The organism is Sphingobium bisphenolivorans (assembly GCF_000412635.1).
Classification (GTDB): Bacteria; Pseudomonadota; Alphaproteobacteria; order Sphingomonadales; family Sphingomonadaceae; genus Sphingobium; species Sphingobium bisphenolivorans.
Genome location: NZ_ASTG01000013.1, coordinates 77,928 through 103,478 on the forward strand (window position 1 = coordinate 77,928; position 25,551 = coordinate 103,478).

General features: G+C 64.2%; 22 protein-coding genes, 1 tRNA gene and 1 pseudogene. 12 read left to right on the top strand and 12 right to left on the bottom strand.

Annotated features, from left to right (window positions below):
- Positions 1–8: 8 nt before the first annotated feature.
- The 4 genes from L858_RS0111080 to L858_RS0111095 all read right to left on the bottom strand — a co-directional run bounded on the left by L858_RS0111080 (position 9) and on the right by L858_RS0111095 (position 3,298).
- Positions 9–248, bottom strand: a complete 240-nt coding sequence (locus tag L858_RS0111080) for a DUF2934 domain-containing protein (RefSeq protein WP_022683220.1) — start codon at positions 246–248, stop codon at positions 9–11.
- 139 nt (positions 249–387) lie between these two features.
- Positions 388–463, bottom strand: a tRNA-Ile gene (locus L858_RS0111085).
- A 25-nt stretch (positions 464–488) separates the two neighbouring features.
- The gene (locus L858_RS0111090; protein ID WP_022683221.1) at positions 489–1,526 is read right to left on the bottom strand and encodes a polysaccharide deacetylase family protein; all 1,038 of its coding nucleotides are present in this window, start codon (positions 1,524–1,526) and stop codon (positions 489–491) included.
- Positions 1,527–1,567: 41 nt separating this feature from the next.
- Complete coding sequence (locus L858_RS0111095) at positions 1,568–3,298, bottom strand: sensor histidine kinase (RefSeq protein ID WP_022683222.1); 1,731 nt, start codon at positions 3,296–3,298, stop codon at positions 1,568–1,570.
- Positions 3,299–3,496: 198 nt separating this feature from the next.
- On the opposite strand from L858_RS0111095, the gene L858_RS0111100 reads away from it, so the two are divergent.
- On the top strand, positions 3,497–3,970 hold the full coding sequence (locus tag L858_RS0111100) for an Lrp/AsnC family transcriptional regulator (RefSeq protein ID WP_022683223.1): 474 nt from the start codon (positions 3,497–3,499) through the stop codon (positions 3,968–3,970).
- Between the two features lie 88 nt (positions 3,971–4,058).
- Here the strand turns inward: L858_RS0111100 and L858_RS0111105 are convergent, their stop codons facing one another.
- A complete protein-coding gene (locus tag L858_RS0111105) occupies positions 4,059–5,333 on the bottom strand; it encodes a hypothetical protein (protein ID WP_022683224.1) in 1,275 nt (424 codons plus the stop codon).
- An 88-nt stretch (positions 5,334–5,421) separates the two neighbouring features.
- The gene (locus tag L858_RS0111110; protein WP_022683225.1) at positions 5,422–6,702 is read right to left on the bottom strand and encodes a hypothetical protein; all 1,281 of its coding nucleotides are present in this window, start codon (positions 6,700–6,702) and stop codon (positions 5,422–5,424) included.
- Between the two features lie 224 nt (positions 6,703–6,926).
- Between L858_RS0111110 and gyrA the strand changes: the two genes are divergently transcribed.
- The gene (gene gyrA / locus L858_RS0111115; RefSeq protein WP_022683226.1) at positions 6,927–9,659 is read left to right on the top strand and encodes a DNA gyrase subunit A; all 2,733 of its coding nucleotides are present in this window, start codon (positions 6,927–6,929) and stop codon (positions 9,657–9,659) included.
- Positions 9,656–10,003 (top strand): DUF952 domain-containing protein, encoded by a 348-nt coding sequence (locus L858_RS0111120; protein WP_022683227.1) that lies wholly within the window; start codon positions 9,656–9,658, stop codon positions 10,001–10,003. The genes gyrA and L858_RS0111120 overlap by 4 nt, the downstream gene beginning before the upstream one ends.
- A gap of 462 nt (positions 10,004–10,465) precedes the next feature.
- On the opposite strand, the gene L858_RS0111125 is transcribed toward L858_RS0111120, so the two are convergent.
- On the bottom strand, positions 10,466–11,584 hold the full coding sequence (locus L858_RS0111125) for a glycosyltransferase (RefSeq protein WP_022683228.1): 1,119 nt from the start codon (positions 11,582–11,584) through the stop codon (positions 10,466–10,468).
- 53 nt (positions 11,585–11,637) lie between these two features.
- Between L858_RS0111125 and L858_RS0111130 the strand changes: the two genes are divergently transcribed.
- The 7 genes from L858_RS0111130 (at position 11,638) to L858_RS0111160 (ending at position 18,111) form a co-directional block, all read left to right on the top strand.
- Complete coding sequence (locus tag L858_RS0111130) at positions 11,638–12,483, top strand: lysophospholipid acyltransferase family protein (RefSeq protein WP_028056035.1); 846 nt, start codon at positions 11,638–11,640, stop codon at positions 12,481–12,483.
- Positions 12,484–12,546: 63 nt separating this feature from the next.
- A complete protein-coding gene (locus L858_RS0111135; protein ID WP_022683230.1) occupies positions 12,547–13,188 on the top strand; it encodes a phosphoribosylanthranilate isomerase in 642 nt (213 codons plus the stop codon).
- A gap of 93 nt (positions 13,189–13,281) precedes the next feature.
- Positions 13,282–14,523 carry a tryptophan synthase subunit beta gene (gene trpB, locus L858_RS0111140; protein ID WP_022683231.1) on the top strand — a complete coding sequence of 414 codons (1,242 nt, stop codon included), beginning with the start codon at positions 13,282–13,284 and terminating at the stop codon, positions 14,521–14,523.
- Between the two features lie 60 nt (positions 14,524–14,583).
- Entirely contained in the window at positions 14,584–15,411 is an 828-nt protein-coding gene (trpA, locus tag L858_RS0111145; protein ID WP_022683232.1) for a tryptophan synthase subunit alpha, read from the top strand.
- Positions 15,408–16,259 carry an acetyl-CoA carboxylase, carboxyltransferase subunit beta gene (gene accD / locus L858_RS0111150; RefSeq protein WP_022683233.1) on the top strand — a complete coding sequence of 284 codons (852 nt, stop codon included), beginning with the start codon at positions 15,408–15,410 and terminating at the stop codon, positions 16,257–16,259. Before trpA ends, accD begins: the two co-directional genes overlap by 4 nt.
- A 21-nt stretch (positions 16,260–16,280) precedes the next feature.
- On the top strand, positions 16,281–17,603 hold the full coding sequence (locus tag L858_RS0111155) for a bifunctional folylpolyglutamate synthase/dihydrofolate synthase (protein WP_022683234.1): 1,323 nt from the start codon (positions 16,281–16,283) through the stop codon (positions 17,601–17,603).
- Between the two features lie 67 nt (positions 17,604–17,670).
- On the top strand, positions 17,671–18,111 hold the full coding sequence (locus L858_RS0111160; protein ID WP_022683235.1) for a DUF6628 family protein: 441 nt from the start codon (positions 17,671–17,673) through the stop codon (positions 18,109–18,111).
- Here the strand turns inward: L858_RS0111160 and L858_RS0111165 are convergent.
- Positions 18,096–19,424 carry an AmpG family muropeptide MFS transporter gene (locus L858_RS0111165; RefSeq protein ID WP_022683236.1) on the bottom strand — a complete coding sequence of 443 codons (1,329 nt, stop codon included), beginning with the start codon at positions 19,422–19,424 and terminating at the stop codon, positions 18,096–18,098. The two genes, L858_RS0111160 and L858_RS0111165, sit on opposite strands and share 16 nt — an antisense overlap.
- Positions 19,425–19,596: 172 nt before the next feature.
- Between L858_RS0111165 and L858_RS22250 the strand changes: the two genes are divergently transcribed.
- On the top strand, positions 19,597–21,042 hold the full coding sequence (locus L858_RS22250) for a DUF2142 domain-containing protein (protein WP_028056036.1): 1,446 nt from the start codon (positions 19,597–19,599) through the stop codon (positions 21,040–21,042).
- A gap of 54 nt (positions 21,043–21,096) precedes the next feature.
- On the opposite strand, the pseudogene L858_RS22490 reads toward L858_RS22250, so the two are convergent.
- The 4 genes and pseudogenes from L858_RS22490 to L858_RS0111185 all read right to left on the bottom strand — a co-directional run.
- A pseudogene (locus L858_RS22490) lies at positions 21,097–21,675 on the bottom strand (phosphatase PAP2 family protein); the annotation flags it as partial.
- Positions 21,632–23,047, bottom strand: coding sequence for a dihydrolipoyl dehydrogenase (lpdA, locus tag L858_RS0111175; protein WP_022683239.1), 1,416 nt, complete (start codon positions 23,045–23,047; stop codon positions 21,632–21,634). The gene lpdA and the pseudogene L858_RS22490, both read right to left, overlap by 44 nt.
- Positions 23,048–23,080: 33 nt before the next feature.
- Complete coding sequence (locus L858_RS0111180) at positions 23,081–23,488, bottom strand: acyl-CoA thioesterase (RefSeq protein ID WP_022683240.1); 408 nt, start codon at positions 23,486–23,488, stop codon at positions 23,081–23,083.
- A complete protein-coding gene (locus L858_RS0111185) occupies positions 23,488–24,798 on the bottom strand; it encodes a pyruvate dehydrogenase complex dihydrolipoamide acetyltransferase (protein WP_022683241.1) in 1,311 nt (436 codons plus the stop codon). The genes L858_RS0111180 and L858_RS0111185 overlap by 1 nt, the downstream gene beginning before the upstream one ends.
- 198 nt (positions 24,799–24,996) lie before the next feature.
- Between L858_RS0111185 and L858_RS0111190 the strand changes: the two genes are divergently transcribed.
- Positions 24,997–25,452: a universal stress protein gene (locus L858_RS0111190; protein WP_022683242.1), complete on the top strand. Its 456-nt coding sequence runs from the start codon at positions 24,997–24,999 to the stop codon at positions 25,450–25,452.
- Positions 25,453–25,551 lie beyond the last annotated feature (99 nt).

Here is a 25,551-nt window from a genome sequence, read left to right on the forward strand (position 1 = left end):
GGAGGCTGCTACTTTTCCAGGCCCTTGCGCTTGCGCGGAGCGCGAGGCTTTGGGGCAGGCGGCGTGAAATCCTGGTCGACGATCGCATCCGCAGGTGCAAACGGCGCTTCTTCCTCCATGACCGGAGGAAGGGCGTTTTCGTCCTGCGCCTGTTGCCAATGCTCGCGCTCGCGACCTTCGGGACGGCCCTCCTGCTCCCAAATTTCGTAGGCGCGCTTGCGGATATGATCGTCATGCCCGTTGGTCATGGATGTTCTCCCCGTCCTTCGCTCTCAAGCGATCTGCGCTCAAAAATGCGCGACAAGGAGAATGGATGCAGCGCAGCAAAAAGCGAGCATCTTTTTTCCCAAACCTGTGTGAGTCAGGCGCCGCAATGGTTTGGGAAAATGGTGGGCCCGGCAGGACTCGAACCCGCAACCTAGCCGTTATGAGCGGCCAGCTCTAACCATTGAGCTACAGGCCCCACCCTGGCGCCGGGATAGGCAGCATCAGGCTGCTTTGCAAGCCCATCCGCGTGGGTGAACGGCGCCCAGCAGCTGATCGAGCGAAGCCGCCTGTATTTGCCGCCGGGCGAGGTGATCCAACACAATGTCCCACCAGCGATAGAAGGCGGCCCTGTCGGCTTCGTCGCGGACGTAGGGCGTATGCCCCGGCTCCAATGTCGGGGAGTGAAAGCTGAAGTTCAGCACCCGCACTCCTTCCTCAATCAGCGCGTCGATTGCGGCGATGACATCGCGGGCGGGCACGCCTTCGGGGGTCAGCGGAACGCGGCTCAACATGCCGGCGCGCGCCAGGGCGCCCGCCACCGGACCCATGCCCTGGGTGCGCCGATAGAGCCGCTCCCCACCGCGCCGAAGCAGCCCAATGAAGGCGGTCGACAATGGCAACTCAATCAGCGTCCGGTCCGGCCCTGCCCAATAGGGATGCTGCGGCACACCGGTGAAATCCGGCCCATGCTGGCGGCTGTAGTCGAAGCGGCCGCGCACTGAACTGTCGAGCCGGAAGCCCGCCTGTTCCAGCAGCCGCGCACTGTTCGGCCCGACGCCGTAGCGGCCCGCCCGATAAGCAATAGGCCGGCGGCCGAAGCGTGCTGCGATCCTCTGGGATAATGCCTCCAGCTTTTCCCGCTCGACCGCTTCAGGCAGGAAGCCGACATAGCTATTCTCGGCGCTGACCTGCTCCACATGCGGCGGGTTGACCCAAGGATGAAGATGCGCGCCGATGTCCGCCGCGCCATCCGCCAGCCATCGCCCCATCAGGTCGGCGGCGGCATCGCTCTCGATGACCGGATAGTCGGTTACATAGACGGGCTTCACCCCCGCCGCCGCAAAATAGCTCTGTCCCCGGGCCATCCCGTTAAGCGCCGTGACGCCATGCGCGGTCCGGCTGAAAGGCGCGCCCCAGTCAAATTCTTCCTCGGTATCCACAAACAGCATGAAGCGCGTGCCGAAGTCCGGGTCTAGCGCGATCATGTCCTCGCTAGCGGGGGGGCGCAGCAAGCCGCCGTCATGGGTAAGCGTCGTCATGCCGCCCGCCTACACCCATATGGTTGCGATAGGGTTTCCCGTCAGGCGCTGCCGACGGCTCCTTCCTGCTGTGCCAGAGCAGGCACCGCCAGCAGGAAGCGGCCCGGTTCGATCTCCAGCGCCCCGCCGCAGCCCGAAGCCAGGCTGCGGATAAGGCGCAGCGAAAAGCCAAGCCCCAGCAGCGGCCCGTCTGCCCAATTACCGTCAGGCATATAGCCCGGATCGAGCAGCCGCTCTTCCTCCATGCCCGCCAGGCTGGAGGGGCGGTCCAGCGCCAGCACAACGCGGCCATCGCCTCCGTCGGGCTGATACCAGCAGGCCCCCGTCAGCGCCTCGCCAGCGGGTGCGACAGAGATCAGCGTGCGCAGCAGATGCTGGATCATCCGCTCGCCCTGCACCGGATCGATCCGCACCATTGGCAGAGCGCGCGCCATGCTGATGTCGATCCGCGCGCCCTGGCCGTCGCCCTGCCCCCGAAAGCGCGCCGCCACCTGCGTGACCAGCAGCGCGGGATCGACCACTTCGGGCGCCTCCGCCTCGTCGCCCCGGGACACGCGGGCAGCCAGGTCCAGATCCTCGAACGCGGTCAGCAGATGGCGCGCATCGACGGCGATTTTGCCGGCCATGTCGCGATATTCGGGGCCTGCAGGGCCGAACAGTTCCTGCTCTATGATCTCCGCAAAGCCCAGGATAGCGTTCAGCGGCGTGCGCAGTTCATGCACCAGTTGCCGGATCGAATCGGCCGATAGTCCCGCGATCGACACGGCTTCCGTCTTGGGGCCTGCCGCCACCTCATGCAGATAGGGCCGACGCGCCTGCCCGCGATAGCCCTGGAACCGCCCCGAACGCGGATCGAAGAAGGGATTGGCCGACATCCGCCACTCGCCCGCCATCGATCCGCCGACGATGGTGTAGCGCCCATTCTGGAAGCCGCTCCGGCGCGAGAAGGCGCCCACCACATGGCCGTCCGGCCCACTGCCGCCTTCAAGCGCAGTCTCGTTGAGCACCAGCCCGATCAATGCGGCTCGCGGCCCCTGGTCCACCCAGATGATGGTGCCCATGGCATCCGTTTCAAAGGCGAAGCCGCGCGGTGTTGCCGCATCCTCTTCCTGCGGCGCGTCCACCGACTCACCGGTTCGCCTGGCGCTGGTGAAGCGCGCGATACGATCGACCAAATTGCGGATCTGGCTTTGATCTTCCGGCTCGGCGGGTTCGAGATCAACCTGGTCGACCGCATCCGTTGCATCCGCAGGGGCGATCATCGCCTCCGTCAGGAGCATGTCGTCCCCCTGGGGAGCCGCGAAGGCGTCCTCCCGATCGGTCGTCAGCACCAGATCGACCGAGCCGAACGCCTCGAGCGCTTGCAAGGTGGCCGCGCCCATGTCGCGCCGGGCGCGAAGGACCCCACGCGCCGTGGGATTGAGGCGAGGCAGCATCTCTACCCAAAGGTCATCGGGCAGCCGCGCGCGGGACATGGCCGCCGCGGCGATGGCCGGCCGATCATTGGCGAAGAATTCGACCAGCGTCGGCGACCGCAGCCGTCCGCCGAGTTCCACCACCGTCGCGATCCGCTGCGTTTCCGACAGTTCAGGGACCAGGCCGACCATCCGTTCCAGCAAAGCGGCGCGTTCGCCCTCAGACATGATGCCGCGATCATGCCGGTCGTTTTGCGCCAACAAATCCACGCATTGCCGCCAGAGCGTAACGGCGCCCAGGCCGCTTCTGCTCTCTGCGGCCAGCACCGTCTGCATGAGATCGTTGAAGCGCACCAAAATCCCTCATTGTGATCGCCGGAACGCGCCAAATGGCGCCAGCGAGCGATGTCATAGCACAGGGATAATCGCTCAAACGTAAAAGGAAAAGGGGAGCAAAAGGGTACTTTTGCGAACGTCGCATAGTGGGACAATTGCATTGGCATGAAATTTTATTATGATAACCGCCTGTTAACAGGACAGGAAATAAGCAGGACAATGGCTGGTCCCAGTATCGATGATATCGACCTTCAAATCCTCGGCGAATTGCAAGACGACGGGCGGATGACCAACGTCGAACTGGCGCGAAAGGTCGGCCTGACGGCGCCACCCTGTCTGCGCCGCGTCCGTGCTCTGGAGGAAAGCGGCGCGATCAGTTCCTATCATGCGGTCGTGAACCCCGCCATGCTCGGCTACACCATAACGGTATTCGCCATGGTGAGCCTCAAGAGCCAGGCGGAGGCGGACCTCAAGGCCTTCGAGGATCATATCGCCACGCTGCCGGAAGTCCGGGAATGCTATATGCTGAACGGCGAGATCGACTTCATTCTGAAGGTCGTGGCGCGCGACTTGCAGAGCTTTCAGCAGTTCCTGACGTCCAAGCTGACGCCGGCGCCCAATGTGGTGAGCGTCAAGACATCGCTGACCATTCGCTCATCGAAGAATCTGCCGGGCGTCCCGCTGCCGGTTTGAGTTGCCAAATGCCGGTAGGCGGCTCTTGGCGCAAATCAGCCTTCATTCCTCCCCATGACGAGCATGGGGAGGATTTACGACCCCGATTTCAACCGGCTGAAGGCACGCTCGGCGCCGCCGCCGTCTTGCGGCTCTGCTGATCGACCCAGACCGACCAGAAGCCAGCGACATTCGCCCAATTGCCGGACGTCACTTGCGCCAAAGCTGCCTTCGCGCCAGCCAGGTCGCCCGAGCGCGCGAGCGCCACACCCAAGCGAGCGTTTGCCCTGCCCTGGTCCACGCCGCCCTTGCTGAGCGCGAGCCGATATTGCTCCGCCGCCTGCGGATATTGACCGAGCGAGAAATAAACATCGCCCGCGGAGAGCGCGGCAGAACCGTCCTTGGCCGCAGCGGCCTTTTTCACCGCAGCAGGCAGGCCCGCGATTTCCTTCGCCGCCTTCGGGGTCGCGCTCTTCATCACCTGCACCGTGGCGGCCTGCGTCGGAGTCAGCTTGCCCGCCGTACGGCCAGCTTCGACGATCGCCTTGGCCTCCGCACTATAGCCGGTCTTCTCCGCCAGTTGGGCATAGGCCTGATAGTCCCGCTCGCTCGCCATGGCCCCGTTGGCCGCCTGCAGACGATAGAGATCGAGTTGAACCTGCGCGTCGATTCCCGGAGCGGTCAGATAATTGGCGAGCGCCGACCGCCATTCACCGGCTGAATTATAATGGGTCAGCCGTTCGCGATAGAGCGCGCCAAGTTCGGTCCAGTCACCAGCCTGATAAGCCATGGAAATCGCCCGATCATACCAAGACGCCGGGATCGACTGGCCCGCGGCCCGCTGCCGTTCGAGCGCCTGCTGCACGAAGACGCGCGCTTCCTTGGGCTTGTTCCGGCGCAGTTGGATATCCGCGCGCAGCATCGTCGCTTCGATCGGGTCGTAGCCAAGCGTCTTGGCATAATCCAGCTGGGCGACGGCATCATCATTATTGCCGACGACATAGGACAGATAGCCCGCCGTGTAGCGCAGCCGCGGCATGTCCCCCTTCGGCACCGAGGCGCTCTTGAACATGTCGTTGAGCGCCGCGCGCTGGGCCTGACGGTCGCCCTTCAGCACGGCCAGTTCGAACCGCAGTCCTGCGGCAACATAGACCTCGAAGTCGCTCGCCGGCATCAAGCCGGAAATCTGCCCCTGCGCGGTCGAGGCATCACCGGCCTTAATCGCGGTGTCGGCTGCCTGAGCCGCGGCGCGGAAGCTGTCCGACATCTGGATCGGCGGCCCGGCAGGCACAGGCTTCTTAGCTTCGGCAGCCGTGGTGGCGAGTGCCATGCCCGCTGCAAGCAGCGCACCGTAGATGTAACGTGAATTCCGCAGCCTGGCCATTGCAGCCACCCCCTGTCGCTTGTCCGTCTGGAAAATAGAAAAAAAGACGCGCCGCTCCCATCAGCGGCGCGCCCCTCAGGCCTTTGCGTCAGGCCTTGGTAGCGAGATAGGCCAGCCAGAGGTCAGCGATCTTCTTGCGCGAACCGGCCTGGACCGACTGGAACGCCGTCTTGGCAGCGGCGGTATCGCCGGCCAGGGCCTTGGCTATGCCCATGCGCGTCGATACCTCATCCGCATCCACGCCGCCCTTCTGCCTGGCGAGCTCGAACATCGCGGCCGCCTTGGCATAGTCGCCATAGCCGAGATAGGCGTCGGCCGTTGCTGCCGCGATCTTGCCATTTGCCGCCTTGCGGGCATCCGCCTCAGCCGAAGCGAGGCTGCTCTTGTCGCCCGAAATCTTCGGAACGGCCGTCTGATAGATTTCGCCGCCCTGGCTGGCGCTCAGCACGCCCTTGCTCCGCCCGGAATCGATCGCGGTCTTCACTTCGCCATAGATGCCGGTCTTGGACGCCATTTCCGCATATTCCAGATAGTCGCCAGCGACCACCAGACCGCCCGACACCGCCATCAGGCGCAGCACATCGAGATTTTCGCGGTTGGAGATATTCGGATTGGCCTGCTGGAACAGGCGGATCAGCGTCCGCAGATTTTCGCCGCTCGGCGCTGCCTGATAGGCGTCCTTGGCCCATTCGGTGACTTCCGGCAGCTTCGCCTGCGCCGCGCGGCCGACGCCGATCTGATACCATTGCGCCGGCACCTGACCACCGGCCGCCTTGTTCGCATCGATCGCAGCCTTCAGCGCCGCCAGGCCCTGCTGGTTGAGGCTCCGTTGCGGTTCGACCGAGGCGTTGGCAGTGCCAGCCTTGCCGAAATAGGCCTGTGCCAGGGTCACATTGACCGCGTCGGCCTTATAGCCTGCAGCAGCCGCAGCCTTGGCGCGGGAAATCGCCAGGTCGTAATTTTTCGCCTGCAACGCCTGATCGGCGGCAATGGCGTTGAACTGGCCAGCCTGTTCGGGCGGCGTCAGCCCGCTATCGAGCATCTGGGTCAGCGCTTCGCTCTGCAAAGCCGCGTCCTTGGACGAGATGGAGGTGTTCAGCTTGATCGCGCCGATCTGATATTTGTCGTCGTTCGACTTCGCCTTGCTGTCCGCGTCGGCCAGCGCGGCCTTAGCACTCGCAAAGTCATTCTTGCCCGCTGCCGTCTGCGCGGTCTGGAGCGCCTTGAGCACGTCCGGCGACACGTTGAGCTTGGGCGCGCCGCCCTTCTTCTCTTCCTTCTTGGCCGCGAACGCCGGGGCCGACAAGGCGCCGCCGGTCAGCGCAAGAGTCAGCGCGAGCGCTACTGGGGTAACAAAACGCATGTTCATCTTCTCCTCTGCGCCCGGGGGACAGGCGGCCTTTGTTTGACGCCGATTAGGGGTCGACGCGTGAATAAGGTTTGAACAGCGTATATGCACCAGTTCCCCGCCTGTCAGCCCTTTCTTGCAGCTTGGCTATCGCGAGCGCGCGTGCGCGCGCGAGGGGTGACAGATTTGTTTCGCTCCGCTAGTGGTGCGGCGACACAATACATCCATCCAAAAAGAGAATCGCATTGACCGACGAGACTGCCCTCGCCGACCCTTCGGACATCAGCCCCATCTCCATCGTCGAGGAGATGAAGGCGAGCTATCTCGACTATGCCATGTCGGTTATCGTCGCCCGCGCCCTGCCCGACGTGCGCGACGGGTTGAAGCCGGTGCACCGCCGCATTCTCTTTTCCGCCCATGAATCGGGCTTCACCTACAACAAGCCCTATCGCAAGTCGGCGCGCATCGTCGGTGACGTGATCGGTAAATATCACCCGCATGGCGACAGCGCGATCTATGACGCCTTGGCGCGCATGACACAGGACTGGTCGATGCGCGTGCCGCTGATCGACGGTCAGGGGAACTTCGGTTCGATGGACCCCGATCCGCCGGCGGCCATGCGTTACACCGAAGCGCGGCTTGCCAAGGTGACCAACGCGCTGCTGGACGATCTCGACAAGGATACCGTCGATTTCCAGCCCAACTATGACGGTTCCGAAAGCGAGCCGCAGGTCCTGCCCGCCCGCTTCCCCAACCTGCTGGTCAACGGCGCGGGCGGCATCGCGGTCGGCATGGCGACCAACATTCCGCCGCACAATCTCGGCGAAGTGATCCGCGCCTGCCTCGCCTATATCGACAACACCGGCATCACCGTGGACGAACTGATCCAGATCGTTCCCGGCCCCGACTTCCCGACCGCGCCGCTGATCCTGGGCCAGTCGGGCGCGCGCAGCGCCTATCATACCGGCCGCGGCTCGATCATCATGCGCGCCCGGCATGAGATAGAGGAGAGCCGTGGCGACCGCCGTTCCATCGTTCTGACCGCCATTCCCTATCAGGTCGGCAAGAACGGCCTGGTCGAAAAGATCGCCGAAGCCGCCAAGGACAAGCGGATCGAAGGCATCAGCGACATCCGCGACGAATCGAGCCGGGAGGGCGTGCGCATCGTCATGGACCTGAAGCGCGACGCCACGCCCGAGGTCGTGCTCAACCAGCTGTGGCGCAACACGCCCGCGCAATCGAGCTTCCCGGCGAACATGCTCGCCATTCGCGGCGGGCGCCCCGAACTGCTCAACATCCGCGACATCATCGAAGCGTTCGTCCGCTTCCGTGAAGAGGTCATTACCCGTCGCACCAAGTATGAGCTCAACAAGGCCCGCGACCGGGCGCACATCTTGCTGGGCCTCGTCATCGCGGTCACGAACCTCGATGAAGTCGTCCGTATCATCCGCGGTTCGGCCAGCCCCGCCGAAGCGCGAGAGACGCTGCTCGCCCGCGACTGGCCGGTGGCGGAGATCGCGCCTTACCTGAAGCTCGTCGAAGCCATTGAGACGGAAGCCGGCGGAGAGACCTATCGCCTGTCCGACACGCAGGTGCGCGCAATCCTCGACCTGCGCCTGCACCGCCTAACCGCGCTCGGCCGCGACGAAATCGGCAATGAACTGGCTGAACTCGCCGCCGCCATCGCCGAATATCTCGCCATCCTCGGCGACCGGTTGAAGCTCTACGCCGTGATGCGCGAGGAGTTCGAAGCGATCGAGCGCGACTTCGCCACCCCGCGCCTCTCCGAAATCACCGCCGCCGCCGACGGCATCGATGACGAAGACCTGATCGAACGCGAGGAGATGGTCGTCACCGTCACCGTGCAGGGCTATATCAAGCGCACCCCGCTTGAAAGCTTCCGCGCCCAGGCGCGCGGCGGCAAGGGCCGATCCGGCATGGCGACCAAGGATGAGGACGCCATCACAGAACTGTTCGTGACGTCGACCCATACGCCGGTCCTGTTCTTCTCGACGGCGGGCAAGGTCTATCGCCTCAAGGTCTGGCGCCTGCCCGAAGGCGGTCCGGCGACGCGCGGTCGTCCGATGGTCAACCTGCTGCCGCTCAGCCCGGGCGAGACGATCCAGACCGTCCTGCCGCTGCCCGAGGATGAGGATAGCTGGAAGGACCTGCATGTCATGTTCGCGACCGCGAACGGCACGGTCCGCCGCAACAGCATGGACGCCTTCGCCAATGTCCCCAGCAACGGCAAGCTCGCCATGCGCTTCGACGAGGGGAGTGAGGACCGGCTGATCGGCGTCGCGCTGCTCTCCGAAGAGGATGACGTTCTCCTCGCCACCCGACAGGGCAAGGCCATCCGCTTCCAGGCGAAAGACGTGCGCGAATTCCAGAGCCGCACCGCGACCGGCGTGCGCGGCATGACGCTGAAGAAGGATGACGAGGTGATCTCGCTGTCCATCCTCACCCGCTCCGGCGCCAATCAGGAGGAGCGTGACGACTATCTGCGCTTTGCTCCCTGGAAACCGGAAAAGGAAGGATCGCCGCAGATGAGCGAGGAGCGCTTCGCTGAACTGGCGGCGAAGGAACAGTTCATCCTGACCGTCTGCACCAACGGCTATGGGAAACTGTCCTCCGCCTATGACTATCGCCGCACCGGACGCGGTGGCCAGGGCATCACCAACATCGACAATATCGGCCGCAACGGCCCGGTCGTCGCCAGCTTCCCTGCGCGCCATGGCGATCATCTGATGCTCGTGACCGATCAGGCCAAGCTGATCCGCATGGGCCTCGACTCCCTGCGCGTCATCGGCCGCAGTTCGGCGGGCGTGCGCCTGTTCAACGTGTCCGATGACGAACATGTCGTCAGCGCCGCGAAGATTGAGGAAACCGACGAGGAAACCGAAGTCAGCACCCCCGCTGGCATGGAAGTCCTGCCCGACGTCAGCCCGGAAGCCGACCCGGACCTGACCGAAGAGTGACGGACCTCTTCGCCTACAAGATCCTGACCAGGGATCAGTATGACCAGCTGAAGCGCCACGGCACGTTCAAGGGCGCGCCCGTCGATCTTGCCGACGGCTATATCCACCTGTCCACCCGCGAGCAGGCCGCCGAAACCGCCGCCAAGCATTTCGCGGGTCAGGACAATCTGGTGATGGTCATGGTCGACCTCGCCCCCTTCGGCGAGACGGTGAAGTGGGAAGAGTCACGCGGCGGCGCGCTGTTCCCGCACTTATATGGCGACCTTCCCCTAAGCGCGGTGGCGGGCAAGGTCGTCCTGCGGGTCGATCAGCAGGGCAAGCATCTGTTCCCGGCGGGGTTCTAACCTCCGTTCGTTTGGACTGAAGCACTCACCTCAGCCGCCCGCTCGTCATTCCGCGAAAGTGGGCATGGCGATGGTGGGTGGTGAGCCGACACTTCCTACTCCGTCACCCCGGACCTGCTCCGGGGTCCCGCTTCTTGGGGGCGGCAGATTATGAAGATAAGCGGGACGCTGGGTCGAGCCCGGGCCGATGGCCGGGCAATGGCAGCTAATGGCCGCTTAGGCATGCTAGCAAGAAAACAACGGCCACCACTGTTCGCATCGCTGAAGGCCACTTGTCGCCTTCTCGCCACGCGCGGCACAAAAAGCGTCCTACAACTGCATTTCGCCCTGTCCTACATCCCGCTGCCCCGTCTATCCCGGCGCGGTCTTTGAAATGTTGAACCGCTTCCCACGACGCCTACGCGCGCCCGCGCTCGCGCGCGCATATGGTGTGAACTTCGGCGGAAAATGGCTGAAAATCGATCATCTGACCTTCACCATCCGCACGACCTTCCCACCCTTCACCCAATAATCATATCCACCCCAGCTAATCCGCCGCGACGCAGCCGCCGCCAACTGCATCCCCCAATGTGCCCAGCACACCGCAAAGGGCGCCAGCACATCCCACCAGAGCGACCTTCTCGCCGCGCGAACCTGCCCCGGGTCCACCACGCCCGTGATGATCCGCCGCCGCACCAGCGCCCGCCCCACGGCCGCCGCATAGCCCAAAGCCACGGCCCTCCAGCCACCCCAGCCAAGCGCCCAGGTCCAGCCCAAGGCCTGCGCCCCCACAACGACACACGCGATCAGCCACATCCCCACGCTGTTCGTCATGATGTGCCGATATTGCCGCACCCCAAAGCCGAAGGCCCCGCGACCCTCCAGAGGCGTCGCGACCAGCAAATCCCGCACCGGCCGCAAGCGCAGCTTTGCCCGCCAGCCGGAAAGGCCAATCGCCATATCATCCGACAAGCGCCCCGCCAGAGCCGCATCCAGATCAAGCCGCTCGGCCACCTCCCGCGTCAACGCCATCGCGCCCCCCCAGGGCATGGTCGCACTCGCCGCCCTCGGCAAAGTCGCCAGTTGCATCTCCACCGCCCCCACCAGCGCCGCTTGCCAGTTCGCCTCCGGCAGCAACAGACGATAGCCCGTCACGATATCCGCCTTCCCCCGCACCAGAGGAAAGAGCATCCGCCCCACCAGCCGTGCCGGCGGCTTGATATCCGCGTCCACGAACACAAGGTAGCGATCCTCCGCCCGCAGCGCACGCAGAGCCGCCCGCAGCTTGTGAACCTTTTGCCCCTCATCGTCCGCCACGCCTGCGCGAACGAGTTGCACCCACTTCCCCTCTCGGGTTGCCAGAGCCTCCGCCGCATCACACGCGCCCGAAGTGGCGATCATCAGTCGAAACCGCGCCGTCTGCGCCCTCAACCGCACGATCAGTTCCGCACCGCCGTCCCAATCATCCCGCACCGAGAGCAGCACGACCACGCCTTCGGGCGCTTCCTCCTGCCGATCCACCGGCAGGTGCCGCCAGTAATTCAGCACGCCAGCCAGGCTCAGCCCCTGCAACAGCAGCCACAGCGCAAAAGCGAAACTCATCGCAAATCCAAGCCCTTTACCACCCCGACCGCTGCTGTATGACGGCAGCCGCGATGCTCTCCAACCCCTTTCTCTTCACGCTCCTGCGCCTCCTTCCCGCGAGCCTTGCCTCCTGGTTGGGCGGCTGGCTATCCGCGAATATCGCGCGGCGGAACATGAGATTGCGCGACCAGCGCGCCCGCGCCAATCTCGCCATCCTTCGCCCCGATCTGGATAAGGCCGCGAGCGAAGCCCTGCTCACGCGCCGCTGGTTCAATCTCGGCCGCACCATGGCCGAACTCACCAACATCGATCGCCTGATCGAAAACAACCACATCATGGTGGAGGACGCGGCCGGCTATCAACAGGTCCTGGACGGCCCCGGTCCGATGATCGCGCTCGCCGTTCATGTCGGCAATTGGGACCTGCTCGCCGCACATATCAAGGCGTCCACGGATCGCCCCGGCCTCGGCGTCTACGACCCGCCGGAAAATCCCGCCCAGGCTGCCATGCTCAAGCGCGCCCGGTCGAGCTATATGGGCGAGGCGATCACCGGGGACGGCGCAGCGCGCGGCATCCTGAAGCATCTGACGACCAAAGATCGCGCCACGCTCTACATTTTGCTGGACGAGCGCCGCGACCGGCAGGTCTGCTTTCCCCGCTTCGGCCGGGATTTGCCGCCTTCAGGCAACCTCTCCGTAGCACTTCGCCTCGGGCGCAAGGTCGGCGCGAAATTCCTGCCCTTCTACATGGTCCGCAGCGAAGGACCGCACTTCCGTGTTCACTGGCACCCGCCGCTCGACCCTACGCAACTCACCGACGACGAGATCATGGATCAGGTCGATGCATTTCTCGGTAAGGCCTGCATCGATCATGCCGACCAATGGTTGGCGCTGCACGACATGGACCTGACCGTGTAACCCTCCTTCCGTCGGTTCAAAACGACGGTTCTATGTGAGCCCGACACCCGCTAAAGGGCGACCATGTCCCGACTCGCCATCAAAATCTGCGGCCTCTCGACGCCGGACACTGTGGGCGCCGCCGTGCGAGCCGGCGCGTCGCATCTGGGCTTCGTCCACTTCGCCAAAAGCCCGCGCCACATAGAAGCAGAGCAGCTGGGCTCCCTGTGCGCCGCAGTCCCTTCCCATGTCGAACGGGTCGCGGTGCTGGTGGACCCGACCGACGAGACGCTGAGTGACCTGACCGCGGCCGGCTCTCTTACCGCGCTCCAACTCCACGGCAAGGAGTCTCCCGAACGCGCCGCCGCCATTCGCCAGCGCTTCGATCTGCCCGTCTGGAAAGCTATTTCTGTCAAAACCCGGGCCGATATCGAGGCGGCCAGAGCCTATGGCGGCGCGGCCGATCTCCTCCTCTTCGACGCCAAGACACCGGAGGGCGCCGCCCTGCCCGGGGGCATGGGCCTGCGCTTCGACTGGACGCTGTTGCGCGGGCTTCCCATCTCTATGCCCTGGGGCCTGTCCGGAGGCCTCGGCATCGACAATGTGGCGGAGGCGATCCGCGTTACTGGAGCGCCCATGGTCGATGTTTCTTCCGGTGTCGAAAGCGCGCCCGGCATCAAGAGTGTGGACAAGATCATGGCCTTCTGCAATGCGGCGTCGTCATGAGGCGGACATTCCCCACTGAACGTATCGCGGGCCGATGGCGTTGATCACTTCTCCATCCGCGAAGTGACCAGACAGCCTGACGAGATACCAGCCATGCCCGACACCATCACCCTGCCCAACAGCCTGCGTTCGCAGCCCGACGCCTCTGGCCATTTCGGCGCATTCGGCGGCCGCTATGTCGCCGAAACCCTGATGCCGCTCATCCTGGAGCTGGAGAAGGTCTATAAGGAAGCGAAGCAGGATCCGGCCTTCGATGCCGAGTTTGCCGAACTGCTGCGCTCCTATGTCGGCCGCCCCAATCCGCTCTATTATGCCGAGCGGCTGACCGAAGCCCTTCGTGCCGATGCTCCCGAAGGCAAGGGTGCCAAGATTTACCTGAAGCGCGAGGAACTCAACCACACCGGCGCGCACAAGATCAACAATTGCATTGGTCAGGCGCTGCTCGCCCGTCGCATGGGCAAGAAGAAGGTCATCGCCGAAACCGGCGCTGGCCAGCACGGCGTCGCCACCGCAACGGTCGCCGCCCTGTTCGGCATGGAATGCAAGATTTTCATGGGCGCGAAGGACGTGGAGCGGCAGAAGCCCAACGTCTTCCGCATGAAGCTGCTCGGCGCGGAGGTGATCCCGGTCGTATCGGGTTCGCAAACGCTCAAGGACGCGATGAACGATGCCCTGCGCCATTGGGTGTCGAACGTGCACGACACTTTCTACATCATCGGCACCGCGGCAGGCCCGCACCCCTATCCAGAACTGGTCCGCGACTTCCAGTCGATCATCGGCAAGGAAGCGCGCGAGCAGATCCTGGAGCTGGAAGGCCGCCTGCCCGACATGCTGATCGCGCCGGTCGGCGGCGGCTCCAATGCGATCGGCCTGTTCCACCCCTTCCTGGACGACACCGACGTCAAGATGATCGGCGTGGAAGCGGCGGGCGAAGGGCTGGAGGGCAAGCATGCCGCGAGCCTGGCGGGTGGCAAGTCCGGCATCCTCCACGGCAACCGCACCTATCTGCTTCAGGACGAGGACGGCCAGATTACCGAGGCACACAGCATTTCGGCTGGGCTCGACTATCCCGGCATCGGTCCGGAACATAGCTGGCTGCATGAAATCGGCCGCGTCCAATATATGCCAATCACCGACGATGAGGCGCTGGCCAGCTTCCAGAAGCTATCGGCGCTGGAGGGTATCATCCCCGCGCTTGAATCGGCCCATGCCATCGCCAGCGCGGAGAAGGTCGCACCGACGCTGGACGCTGACCAGATCCTGATCGTCAATCTTTCCGGTCGTGGCGACAAGGACATCTTCACCGTCGCGAGCGCGCTGGGAGTGGAGATGTGATCTCGCTCACCACACCCCGTGCTCCTGCCTATGCAGGAGCAGCCCGCTCTGGAATTGCCAATGACTGACCGCCTCTCCGCCCGCTTTGCCACTTGCAAGTCACAGGGCCGCGCTGCTCTGATCACCTTCGTGACCGCAGGCGATCCCACCGTGGCCGACACGCCCGCAATCCTCGACGCGCTGGTCGAAGGCGGTGCGGATATCATCGAACTCGGCATGCCCTTCACCGATCCGATGGCGGACGGCCCGGCGATCGAGCTTGCGAACCTGCGCAGCCTTGGTTCGGGCACGAAGACGAAAGACATCTTCGCCCTCTCGGCCGCTTTTCGCCAGCGTCACCCAGACACGCCGCTGGTCCTGATGGGCTATGCCAATCCGATGCTGGTGCGCGGCTCCGACTGGTTCGCCGATCAGTGCAAGGCCGCAGGCGTCGATGGTGTCATCTGCGTCGATGTCCCACCGGAGGAGGACGCGGAAATCGGTCCAGCGCTGCGCGGGGCCGGTATCCACCTCATTCGCCTTGCCACACCGACAACCGACGCCGCCCGCCTGCCGGCCGTCCTCAGCGGCGCCAGCGGCTTCCTCTATCAGGTCGCCGTCGCCGGCATTACCGGCAAGCAGCAGGCCAGCCAGGCCGCGATCGAACAGGCGGTCGGCGCCCTCAAAAAAGCAACAGAACTGCCCATCGCCGTTGGCTTCGGCGTTCGCTCCGCGGAACAGGCAGGCGCCATCGGGCGCGTCGCTGACGGCGTAGTCGTCGGATCGGCAATCGTGGACATCATCGGGTCGCACGGTGACGCAGCCGCGCCCTTCGTCAAGGAATTCGTCGCCGCCCTGCGCAGCGCCCTCAACGCCAACAGCCCTCATTTCCGGGAAACTGCTGCATGAGTTGGATCAACCGCGTCCGCAACGCCATCCCCTTCATCGCCAAGAGGGAAAGCACCGCCGAGACGCTGTGGCATAAATGCCCATCCTGCACCGAGATGATCTTCATCAAGGAATGGGAAGATAATCTCTCCGTCTGCCCGCGCTGCGATCATCACGGCCGCATCGGTCCGTCGGAGCGATTCGAGCAGATACTCGACGCCGGCTTCATCCTGCTGCCGACACCGCATGTGCAGGAAGATCCGCTCAAATTCCGCGATTCCAAACGCTATCCCGACCGCATTAAGGCGGCGCGCGCCGCGACCGGAGACCAGGACGCGCTGATCAACGCGCGCGGCGCGATCGATGACGTGCCGCTCGTCCTGGGTGTGCAGAACTTCGCCTATATGGGTGGGTCCATGGGCATGGGTGTGGGCGCCGCCTTCATCCAGGGCGTGAACGAGGCGATTGCCCATAAATGCCCCTATGTGATCTTTACCGCTGCCGGCGGCGCACGCATGCAGGAGGGTATCCTCTCCCTCATGCAAATGCCGCGCTCGACCGTGGCGATCAGCAAACTGCATGCGGCGGGGCTGCCCTATATCGTGGTGCTCACCGATCCGACGACCGGCGGCGTCACGGCCAGCTATGCCATGCTGGGCGACATCCAGATCGCCGAACCCAACGCTCTCATTGGTTTCGCCGGCCAGCGGGTGATCGAAAGCACGATCCGCGAGAAGCTGCCCGACGGCTTCCAGCGCGCCGAATATCTGCTGGAGCATGGCATGCTGGACATGGTGGTCCATCGCAGCGAACTGCGCGACACGCTTGCCCGCGTCATCGGCTATCTGACGCCGCGCGCCGCCGCCTGATCTTCTCGCGGGAAGCCTTCGATGCCCGATCATGCCGTCTCCGACGATCCCGCCGTGCAGGCCCAGTTGGATCGCCTGGCGACACTCTCGCCCGGCGCAGACATATTGGGCCTCGATCGCATCACCCGTCTGCTCGATCGGCTTGGTAACCCGCATCGCGCGCTCCCGCCGGTGTTTCACGTCGCCGGCACCAACGGAAAGGGGTCGACCTGCGCCTTCCTGCGCGCCGCGCTCGAAGCGGATGGCAAGAGCGTCCATGTCTTCACGTCGCCGCATCTCGTCCGTTTCAACGAGCGGATCCGCCTGAACGGGACGCTGATCTCTGACGAAGCGCTGGCCGACTACCTCTCCCGCGTGCTGGACGTGGCGGAGGGTATCGGCGCCAGCTTCTTCGAAGTGACAACGGCCGCCGCCTTCCTCGCCTTCTCCGAACATCCCGCCGATGCCGCGATCATCGAGGTAGGGCTGGGTGGCCGGCTCGATGCAACCAACGTAATCCAGGCGCCCGCGGTGTGTGGCATCGCGCAGCTCAGCCTCGATCATCAAAGCTTCCTTGGCAGTACCCTCAAGGCCATCGCCGCTGAGAAAGCCGGCATCGCCAAGCCGGGCGCGCCGCTCGTCACCCAGCGCTATTCCGAATCGCTGTTCCCGGTGATGATCGACGCCGCCGGCCGTGCCCGCACGCTGTGGCTGGCGATGGGCGAAAGCTGGGATGCCGCCGCCTATCGCGACCGGCTCCATTATCGCGATGAGCAGGGCCGACTGGAAGCTCCGCTGCCCCGGCTGCCCGGCGCACATCAGGTCCATAATGCCGCGCTCGCCTTCGCCATGTTGCGGCATCAGAATGTCATTCCGGTGAGCGAAGCCGCGCTTAAGGCGGCCCCTTTGTGGGCTCACTGGCCGGCCCGTTTGCAACGGCTTGACCATGGCCCGCTGCTCGCGCCCTTGCCGCCGGAGAGCGAAGCCTGGCTGGACGGCGGGCATAATGCGGGCGCAGGCGAAGCCATCGCGGCCTTCTTCACGCAAGAGCGGATGGAGGGTCAGAAGCTTCAGCTCATCATCGGCATGTTGTCGAACAAGGATCTCGACGCCTATCTCGTCCCCTTTGCAGGGCGGATCGCGAATATTCATGCGCTGCCCGTTCCCGGTCACGATCATCACCCGCCCGAACGGTTCCAGGCCATCGCCGACCTGTGGGGCATCCCCTGCACCGCTCATGAGGATGCGCCGGCGGCGATCGCTGCCATAGCGGCGGAGCCCCACCCCGCGCCCAAGCTGCTGATTGCAGGATCGCTCTACCTGTGCGGAGAGATTCTGCGACTGAACGAGCAACTGCCCGATTGAATTTACTTGCGATTGACTCTCAATAGCGTAACTTGCCTGCAACGAAGCAAGGCAAAGGTACGAACGCATGGCCCATGGAGAGCTCTCTTCCCTCGACCCGGCCCGCCTCATTCCGGGCGGCTATGGCAACCGGCTGTTCCTTTATGTCATGCGCCGCATGGCAAGCGCGGGCGTCAACGATGCGCATGCGGCGAACGCCATGCTGGGCGCGTTCGGCCGCAGCTATCGCCGTCCGCTGGTGTTGATGCGGGCGATGATGCTGGAACTGGCCCGCACTTCCAGCCGGAAGATCCTCATCGCGCCATGCTGCTGCTCGCGCATGACGAGCGACGAGGCGCTGATGATGCAGGCGGTCGGCGGAGCATTGCGCAACCCCCGCACGGCCTTCGAGAATGTTTCGGCGCTGCTCGGCAATGAGGACGCTCTAGGTGCGCTCACTTGCTTGCAGGCGGTGGCGCAGGCGCACAGCGACCTCGGTCGTCCACTGGACCTCTATTCGGCTGGCTGAGCCGCACCCTCGTCCCTCGCTGCGCTGCCGACGCTGGTGTCGACCAGCCCGGCACGCATCATCAGCCAGAAAAGGATGATGCCTGGCAGCGCCAGCACCGTCGTCACCAGGTAAAAATCGACGTAGCCGAACCGCTCGATCAGCGCCCCGGCGGTCGTGCCGGTCAGGAAGCGTCCCAATATGCTCGCCGCAGCCGAGATCATCGCATATTGCGCGGCGGTGAAGCGCAGGTCGCACAAGGCGGAGAAATAGGCGACCACCGCCACGCCGCCGATCCCGCTCGCGAAATTCTCGAACGCGATCGCCCCGGCCATGCCGATATTGCTTTTCCCCATCGCTGCCAGCATCGCGAAGCTGAAGTTGGAAACCGCCATCAGGATGAGGCTGATGAGCACCGAACGTTTCAGGCCGAGCCGCGCATAGAGAACGCCGCCCACGAAAATACCCGCCAGCAGCGCCCAGAACCCGACGCCCACGTCATACAGCGCGATCTCGTCATTGCTGTAGCCCAGGTCATTGAACAACAGGCGGAAGGTCAGGTTCGCCAGCGTGTCACCGATCTTGTGGACGATGATGAAAAGCAGCACCAGCAGCGCACCCTTGCGCTTGAAGAAGTCAACAAAGGGCCCGATGATCGCCTGCCACAGATCGCCACCACTCCTACGGGTCGCAATCTCCCGGTGGCGTTCCGGCTCGCCCACGATCAGGGCGGCCAGCATCGCCGGCAGGGCGAAGAGCGCGCAGACCAGATAGCCGACGGTCCAGTTCCAGTGCTGCGCCGCCACCAGCCCCACAGCGCCCGCCGCCGCCGCGCCGATCCGCCAGCCATATTGCGACATGCCAGCGCCGATACCCAGTTGCTCGGGGCGTAAAATCTCGATGCGATAGCCATCGATGATGATGTCGAAGGTCGCGCCCGCGATCCCCAGCAGTATCGCTGCGCGCACGGTCGCCATGATGTCGGCCGCCGGGTCGACAAGCGCCAGGTTGACGACCGCCGCCACCACCAGCGCGCCAGCCAGCAGCATCCAGGACACGCGCTGACCCATGCGGTGCAGCAGGGGCAGCTTAACCCCCTCGATCACCCAGGCCCACAGCCATTTGAAATTATAGGCGAGCAGGACCAGGCTGAAGGCCGTGACACTCTTCTTGTCGATCCCGTCCTGCGCCAGCCGGGAGGACAGGTTCGCGCCGATCATCGCAAAGGGAAAGCCCGATGAGATGCCAAGGAAAAGCGCGGCGAGCGGCGCCCTTTCCACATACGGTTTGACCGCATCCAGCCAGTTTGCCGGACCCTTGCCGATGTCGGTCATAAATGCTTGCGCCCCCGTTGGTGATTATCGCGCCACCATATGGGCAAATGCCTGCGAAACAAGGGAAGAGGCGATCATTGCACCAGCCGCGGGCTGCTCATGATGCCGAAATAGCGGCGAAATATTAAGGGCTAACCGATAACGCGACCGCAACAAGGGAAGCGGACCATCGATGCGGCATGACAAAAGAGCAAGGCTGAGGCTGGAACGGTTGCTGTTCGCTGCCATCTGCGCGGCGACGCTGTTCTTCGCCTGCGTCACTCCGCCCTTCCAGGCGCCCGACGAAAATCAGCATTTCATGAAGGCGCTTTTACTGTCGGAAGGGCGCGTGCTGACGGAGGCGCGCGGCGATATGATCGGGGCAGAATTGCCCAAAGCCGCGCTGGACCTGCATGCCATCGACTTCCCGACCGGCATGTCATTGGCACCGCGTACATCCGAACCGGCAATGCTTTCCCGGGCGTGGCATGCCGACCCCCAGCGGCTAGCCAGGGAGTTCGCGGACTTTCCCAATGTCGCCAACTATTCGCCGACGCTCTACGCTCCCGGAGCGCTCGGCCTGAAACTGGGCGACATGCTCGGGCTGCCGCGACTTGGCGCATTTTATGCGGGCCGGCTGGTGAATGCGCTGGCCGCGCTCGCCATGCTATTCGCGGCGTTGCGACTGATCCCGTTCGGACGCAACGCCCTACTGGCGGCGGCGCTGTTGCCGACATTCGCCTATCAGAGCGGATCGCTCTCGCCCGACGCGGTCATCAACGGCATCGGCTTTCTCGGCCTCGCCCTTGCGCTGCGGGTCGGCTTCACGCCGCGGAAAGGCTTGGACCGGGCAGCCCTGTATCTGGCAGCCCCCCTGCTCGCTTTGGCTAAGGGCGTCTATCTGCCGCTGATGGCCGCAGGGCTTCGCTGGCCGGCGGCAAAGCGCGACATGCGCCCATGGCATATCCTTGCCGCCATGGCGCTGGGAGCGGTCATCTTCCTGCTATGGATGAAATTGTCGGGCGGCAACCAGGCGCTCTACCACATCGTCTCGCGCAAGACCGGGCAGATGGAGATGACCGCTCCGCTCGCGGCGCAACTCGCCGTCATCATGCAAGATCCCGCCGCCTATCTGCGCATCGTCGCCTCCAGCATAGCCGAACGCGCGCCGGTCTATGCACTTCAGATTGTGGGGAGGTTCGGATGGAACGCGATCCTGCTTCCGCTGCTCGCCTATCCTCTCGCCCTGCTGATGCTGGGCGCTGCCATTCTGAGCGGGGCGGGGTCAACCTTCTCCATGGCACAGCGGCTCTGGTGGCTGGCGATCGTCGGCGGCACGGCTTTGCTGATCGAGACCGCCATGTATCTGACCGGAACACCGCTGGGCGCCGACTATATCCAAGGGACGCAGGGGCGTTACTTCCTGCCGCTTCTTCCGCTGGCGCTGATCGGGTTCATGCCGACCCGACCTGTGCGGCATACGCAGCTGATCTTCGCCAGCGCAGCCCTAATCCTGCTCCTGACCAGTGGGGCGAGCGCGTTCGACAGCTTCTGGGTGCACGGCTTCGTCACCGCTGACGGCATGCCGCCGCACCACAGCCTGCTGCGCGCGCTCCTCTTGCCCTCGCCCCGCTGGTAGCCAGACGCGGCAGAGCGCCAGCCAGCCCAGCCCTTCGATCCACCCCGCCAGCACATCGCTCGGCCAGTGAACGCCGAGCCAGATCCGGCTGAAACCGATAAGGGCGATAATGACCGCCGCCCCTGCATAAGCGCTCCGGCGCAGGGCGAGCATTGCCACTGCGCCGAAAAAAATCATGTTCCCAGCCGCGTGCCCGCTCGGGAAGCTGTAGGTATGGACGATATCCAGATGCGGCAGCAGGTCGGGCCGGGGCGCAGCGAAGACTTGTTTCAGTGCAACATTCAGTAGCATGCCGGCGATCACGGTGGCCGCCAGCCAAAGCGCCCGATCACGACCTCGTCTCCACCAGAGCGCACCCGCTGCAAGCGCCAGAAGCAGCAATCGACCGGCAGTGCTCCCGATTAGCGAGGCGGCCTGCATCACCAGCGTCACCACCGTGCCAAAGCCGCTATCCCGCGCCCGCCCGGCAGCTCGCATTGCGCCGAGATTGAGCGCGTCAAGCCAGCCATAACGCTGGAAGAGCGCTATCACGAGAATGAGCAGCAGCGCGAGGACGAATGCCCCCGCACCGCCTTTCCAGCTCGGCCGATCAGATGTGGAGCGCGCGGCCATAGGCTGCCAGCACGCTCTCATGCATCGATTCGGAAATGGTCGGGTGCGGGAAGACCGTGTGCATCAATTCCGCCTCCGTCGTCTCCAGCGTCTTGCCCACTGTGAAGCCCTGGATCATTTCCGTCACTTCCGCGCCGATCATATGCGCGCCCAGCAATTCGCCGGTCTTGGCGTCGAACACCGTCTTGGTGAACCCTTCCGCTTCGCCCAGCGCGATCGCCTTGCCATTGCCGATAAAGGGGAAAGTCCCGACCTTCACCTCATAACCGGCTTCCTTGGCCTTGGCCTCGGTCAGGCCGACGCTGGCGATCTGCGGGTGGCAATAGGTGCAGCCCGGAATGTTCCGCACGTCCATCGGGTGCGGATGAACATCCTTGTTGCCCAGCGCCTGTGCGATGCTCTCTGCAGCGATAACACCCTCATGGCTCGCCTTATGCGCAAGCCAGGGCGGGCCCGTGACGTCACCGATCGCCCAGATTCCTTCCACGTTGGTGCGGCAATAGCCGTCGACCTTGATGTGGGAGCGCTGGTCGGGTTCGACACCCACATCCTCCAGCCCGATATTCTCGACATTGGGAACGATCCCGATGGCGACGATCACATGGCTATATTCGCTGTCGATCGCCTTCCCATCCTTGTCCCTGATGGTGGCGGTCACGCTCTTGTCAGTGGCGGCGATCTTTTCGATCTTGGCGCCGCTCAGGATGTTCATGCCCTGCTTCTTCAGCGCCTTTTCAAGGAAAGCGGACACATCCGCGTCCTCGACCGGCACGATGCGGTCCAGCATCTCCACGACGGTCACGTCGGCGCCCATGTCGTTGTAGAAGCTGGCGAACTCGATACCGATGGCGCCGGAACCGATGACCAGCAGCTTGGTCGGCATTTCCGAAGGCGTCATCGCATGGCGATAGGTCCACACGCGCTTGCCGTCGGCCTTGAGCTGCGGCAGGTCGCGGGCGCGGGCGCCGGTCGCGATGATGATATGCTTGGCGGTCAGTTCTTCCGTCTTGCCGTCCTGGGTAACGCTCAGCTTGCCCTTCCCGGTCAGCTTCCCGTCGCCCATGTGCACGGCGATCTTGTTCTTCTTCATAAGGCCGGTAACGCCCTTGTTGAGCTGCGAAGCGACGCCGCGCGACCGCTTCACCACGGCGTCGATGTCGGCGCTGATCTTTTCAGCCGCCAGGCCATAATCCTTGGCATGCTGCATATAATGGTAGATTTCCGCCGAACGCAGCAGCGCCTTGGTCGGGATGCAGCCCCAGTTGAGGCAGATGCCACCCAGATTCTCGCGCTCGACAATGGCGGTCTTGAGGCCCAGTTGAGCAGCGCGGATCGCGGCCACATAGCCGCCGGGGCCGGAGCCCAGAACGATGACGTCGTAATTCTCAGCCATGGTCAAACTTTCTTCTGTGCAGGAAGACAGGTGTCATGCCGCCGGTGGAGTGAAGGGCGGCACGGAACGGGGCTGGCGATCCTCGCCGATCGCCACGAAGGTAAAGGTCGCCTGCGTCACGCGATAGGACCGATCGTCATGACGCGTCCGCCGCCATGCTTCGACATCGATCTTCATCGACGTGCGGCCTACGGACTTCAGCGTAGCGAAGACCGACACCTCGTCCCCCACCACCACCGGGCGAAGAAAGGCCATGCCCTCCACCGCGATGGTGACGGCTCTGCCCTTGCTGTGGCGTGCCGCGACCGAACCGGCCGCGGAGTCCATCAGGCTCATCAGCCAACCACCGAAAATATCGCCATAAGGGTTGGTGTCGGCGGGCATCGCGATGACGCGGACCGCCGGGCTTTCATCCGGCGGAAGCTCCTCCGTCCCAGCCATCAGGCGAGCATGCCGAGCGGATTTTCGACCAGTTCCCTGAACGCCTGCATCAGGCGCGCGCCGTCTGCACCGTCGATCGCACGATGATCGAAGCTGCCCGTAGCCGACATGACCGTCGCGATCTGCAGCGCGTCATCGATGACGAAGGGACGCTTTTCGCCCGCGCCTATCGCCATGATCATGGCCTGCGGCGGATTGATGACTGCTTCGAACTGCTTGATGCCGAACATGCCCATGTTCGAAAGCGACGCCGTGCCGCCCTGATATTCTTCAGGCTTCAGCTTGCCTTCCTTGGCGCGGGTCGCAAGGTCCTTCATCTCGGTGGAGATGGCCGCGACGCCCTTGCCGTCCGCTCCCGTCACGATGGGCGTGATAAGCCCGCCGGGGATCGACACTGCCACGGAGATATCGGCGCGCCTGAACTGCAGCATCTGATCGCCGGCAAACTGCACGTTGCATTCGGGCACCTGAACCAGCGCGACGCCAAGCGCCTTGATGAGCAGATCGTTGACGGACAGCTTGACGTTCCGGCCAGCAAGTCCCGCGTTCAGTTCGCCCCGCAGCTTCAGCAGCTTGTCGAGGCGCACGTCCACCGTCAGATAGATATGCGGCACCTGCTGCTTCGATTCCGTCAGGCGGCGAGCGATCGTCTTGCGCATGCTCGACAGCTTCACGACTTCGTGCGGAATGCCGAAATCCTGCGCGGCGCCAGGGGCTGCGGCGGGCGCTGCAGCAGCAGTCGAGGCGGCAGGGGCAGTCGCAGGTGTAGCGGTCGCAGCCTTCGCTTTCGCAGTAGGTGCAGCGCCTTCAAGGTCCGCCTTCACAATACGCCCGCCCGGGCCAGAGCCTGACACGGCTGCAAGGTCGACACCCTTGGCCTCCGCCAGCCGGCGTGCCAGCGGGCTTGCCTTCACGCGCTCCGAAGTGGTCGGAGCGGGCGCTGCCTCCACCTGGAGCGCAGGAGCAGGCGCGGCTTCCGCCTTCGCAGGGACGGGATCGGCCTTTGGCGCCGGAGCATCCGCCTTGGGTGCGGAAGCCCCCCCCTTTGCCACCTCTGATACATCCTCGCCTTCTTCCGCGATGATGGCGATGACCGTGCCGACCTTCACGCCTTCCGACCCTTCGGCAATCAGGATCTTGGCAACGACCCCCTCGTCGACGGCTTCGAATTCCATCGTGGCCTTGTCCGTCTCGATCTCCGCCAGAAGATCGCCGGACGAGACGCTGTCCCCTTCCTTAACCAGCCATTTTGCCAGAGTCCCCTCTTCCATGGTAGGAGACAGGGCCGGCATCTGGATCGTCTTGCTCATGGCTGGAGGGCCTCTCATTGATTATGAAGCGTCGGGGCGATCCGTGCGGTTTCACCGCTTTACCGGCACCGGTCAAGGCCGAGCCTTGCACGCCGTCGATAATTCGACCACATTTCACCGGAGGGGTTAGACAAGAACCAAATAGGTTCTTGTCTTGCACCGGTAGCGGTGACTTCGAGATTGGAGAGACATCGGACGATGCGCACTTATCTGGTTGTGGTGGACGAATCGGCGGAGGCGGAGACAGCGCTCCGCTTCGCGGCCCGGCGTGCCGCCAAAACGGGTGGCGCCATCCGCATCCTCGCCCTCATCGCACCGGCCGAGTTCGTTCAATGGGGCGGCGTACAGGCGACCATGGAGGATGAGGCCCTGCAGCGTGCGGAAGCGCTGGTGACCAGTGCCGCCGGGACGCTGACCGATGAATCCGGCATCCGGCCCAGCATCACGGTTCGTCAGGGTGATCCCGTGACGGTGGTTCGACGCACGCTGGAGGAGATGACCGACGTCGCCGCGCTCGTCCTTGGCGCCGCCGCGAGCGGTCCTCCGGGCGCGCTTGTTTCCCACTTCGCCGGGGCCGACGCCGGAAAGCTGCCCTGCCCGATCATGATCATTCCCGGCGGCCTGGACGCGGACACGATCGATCGGCTGAGTTGATCGGGCTGATCGTTGCTGAACTAGCTGCTCCTGCGGAGGCAGGAGCCTGGTTGAAGCGGTAGGATCGGGCTCCTGCCTCCGCAGGAGCCCATGGCGTCA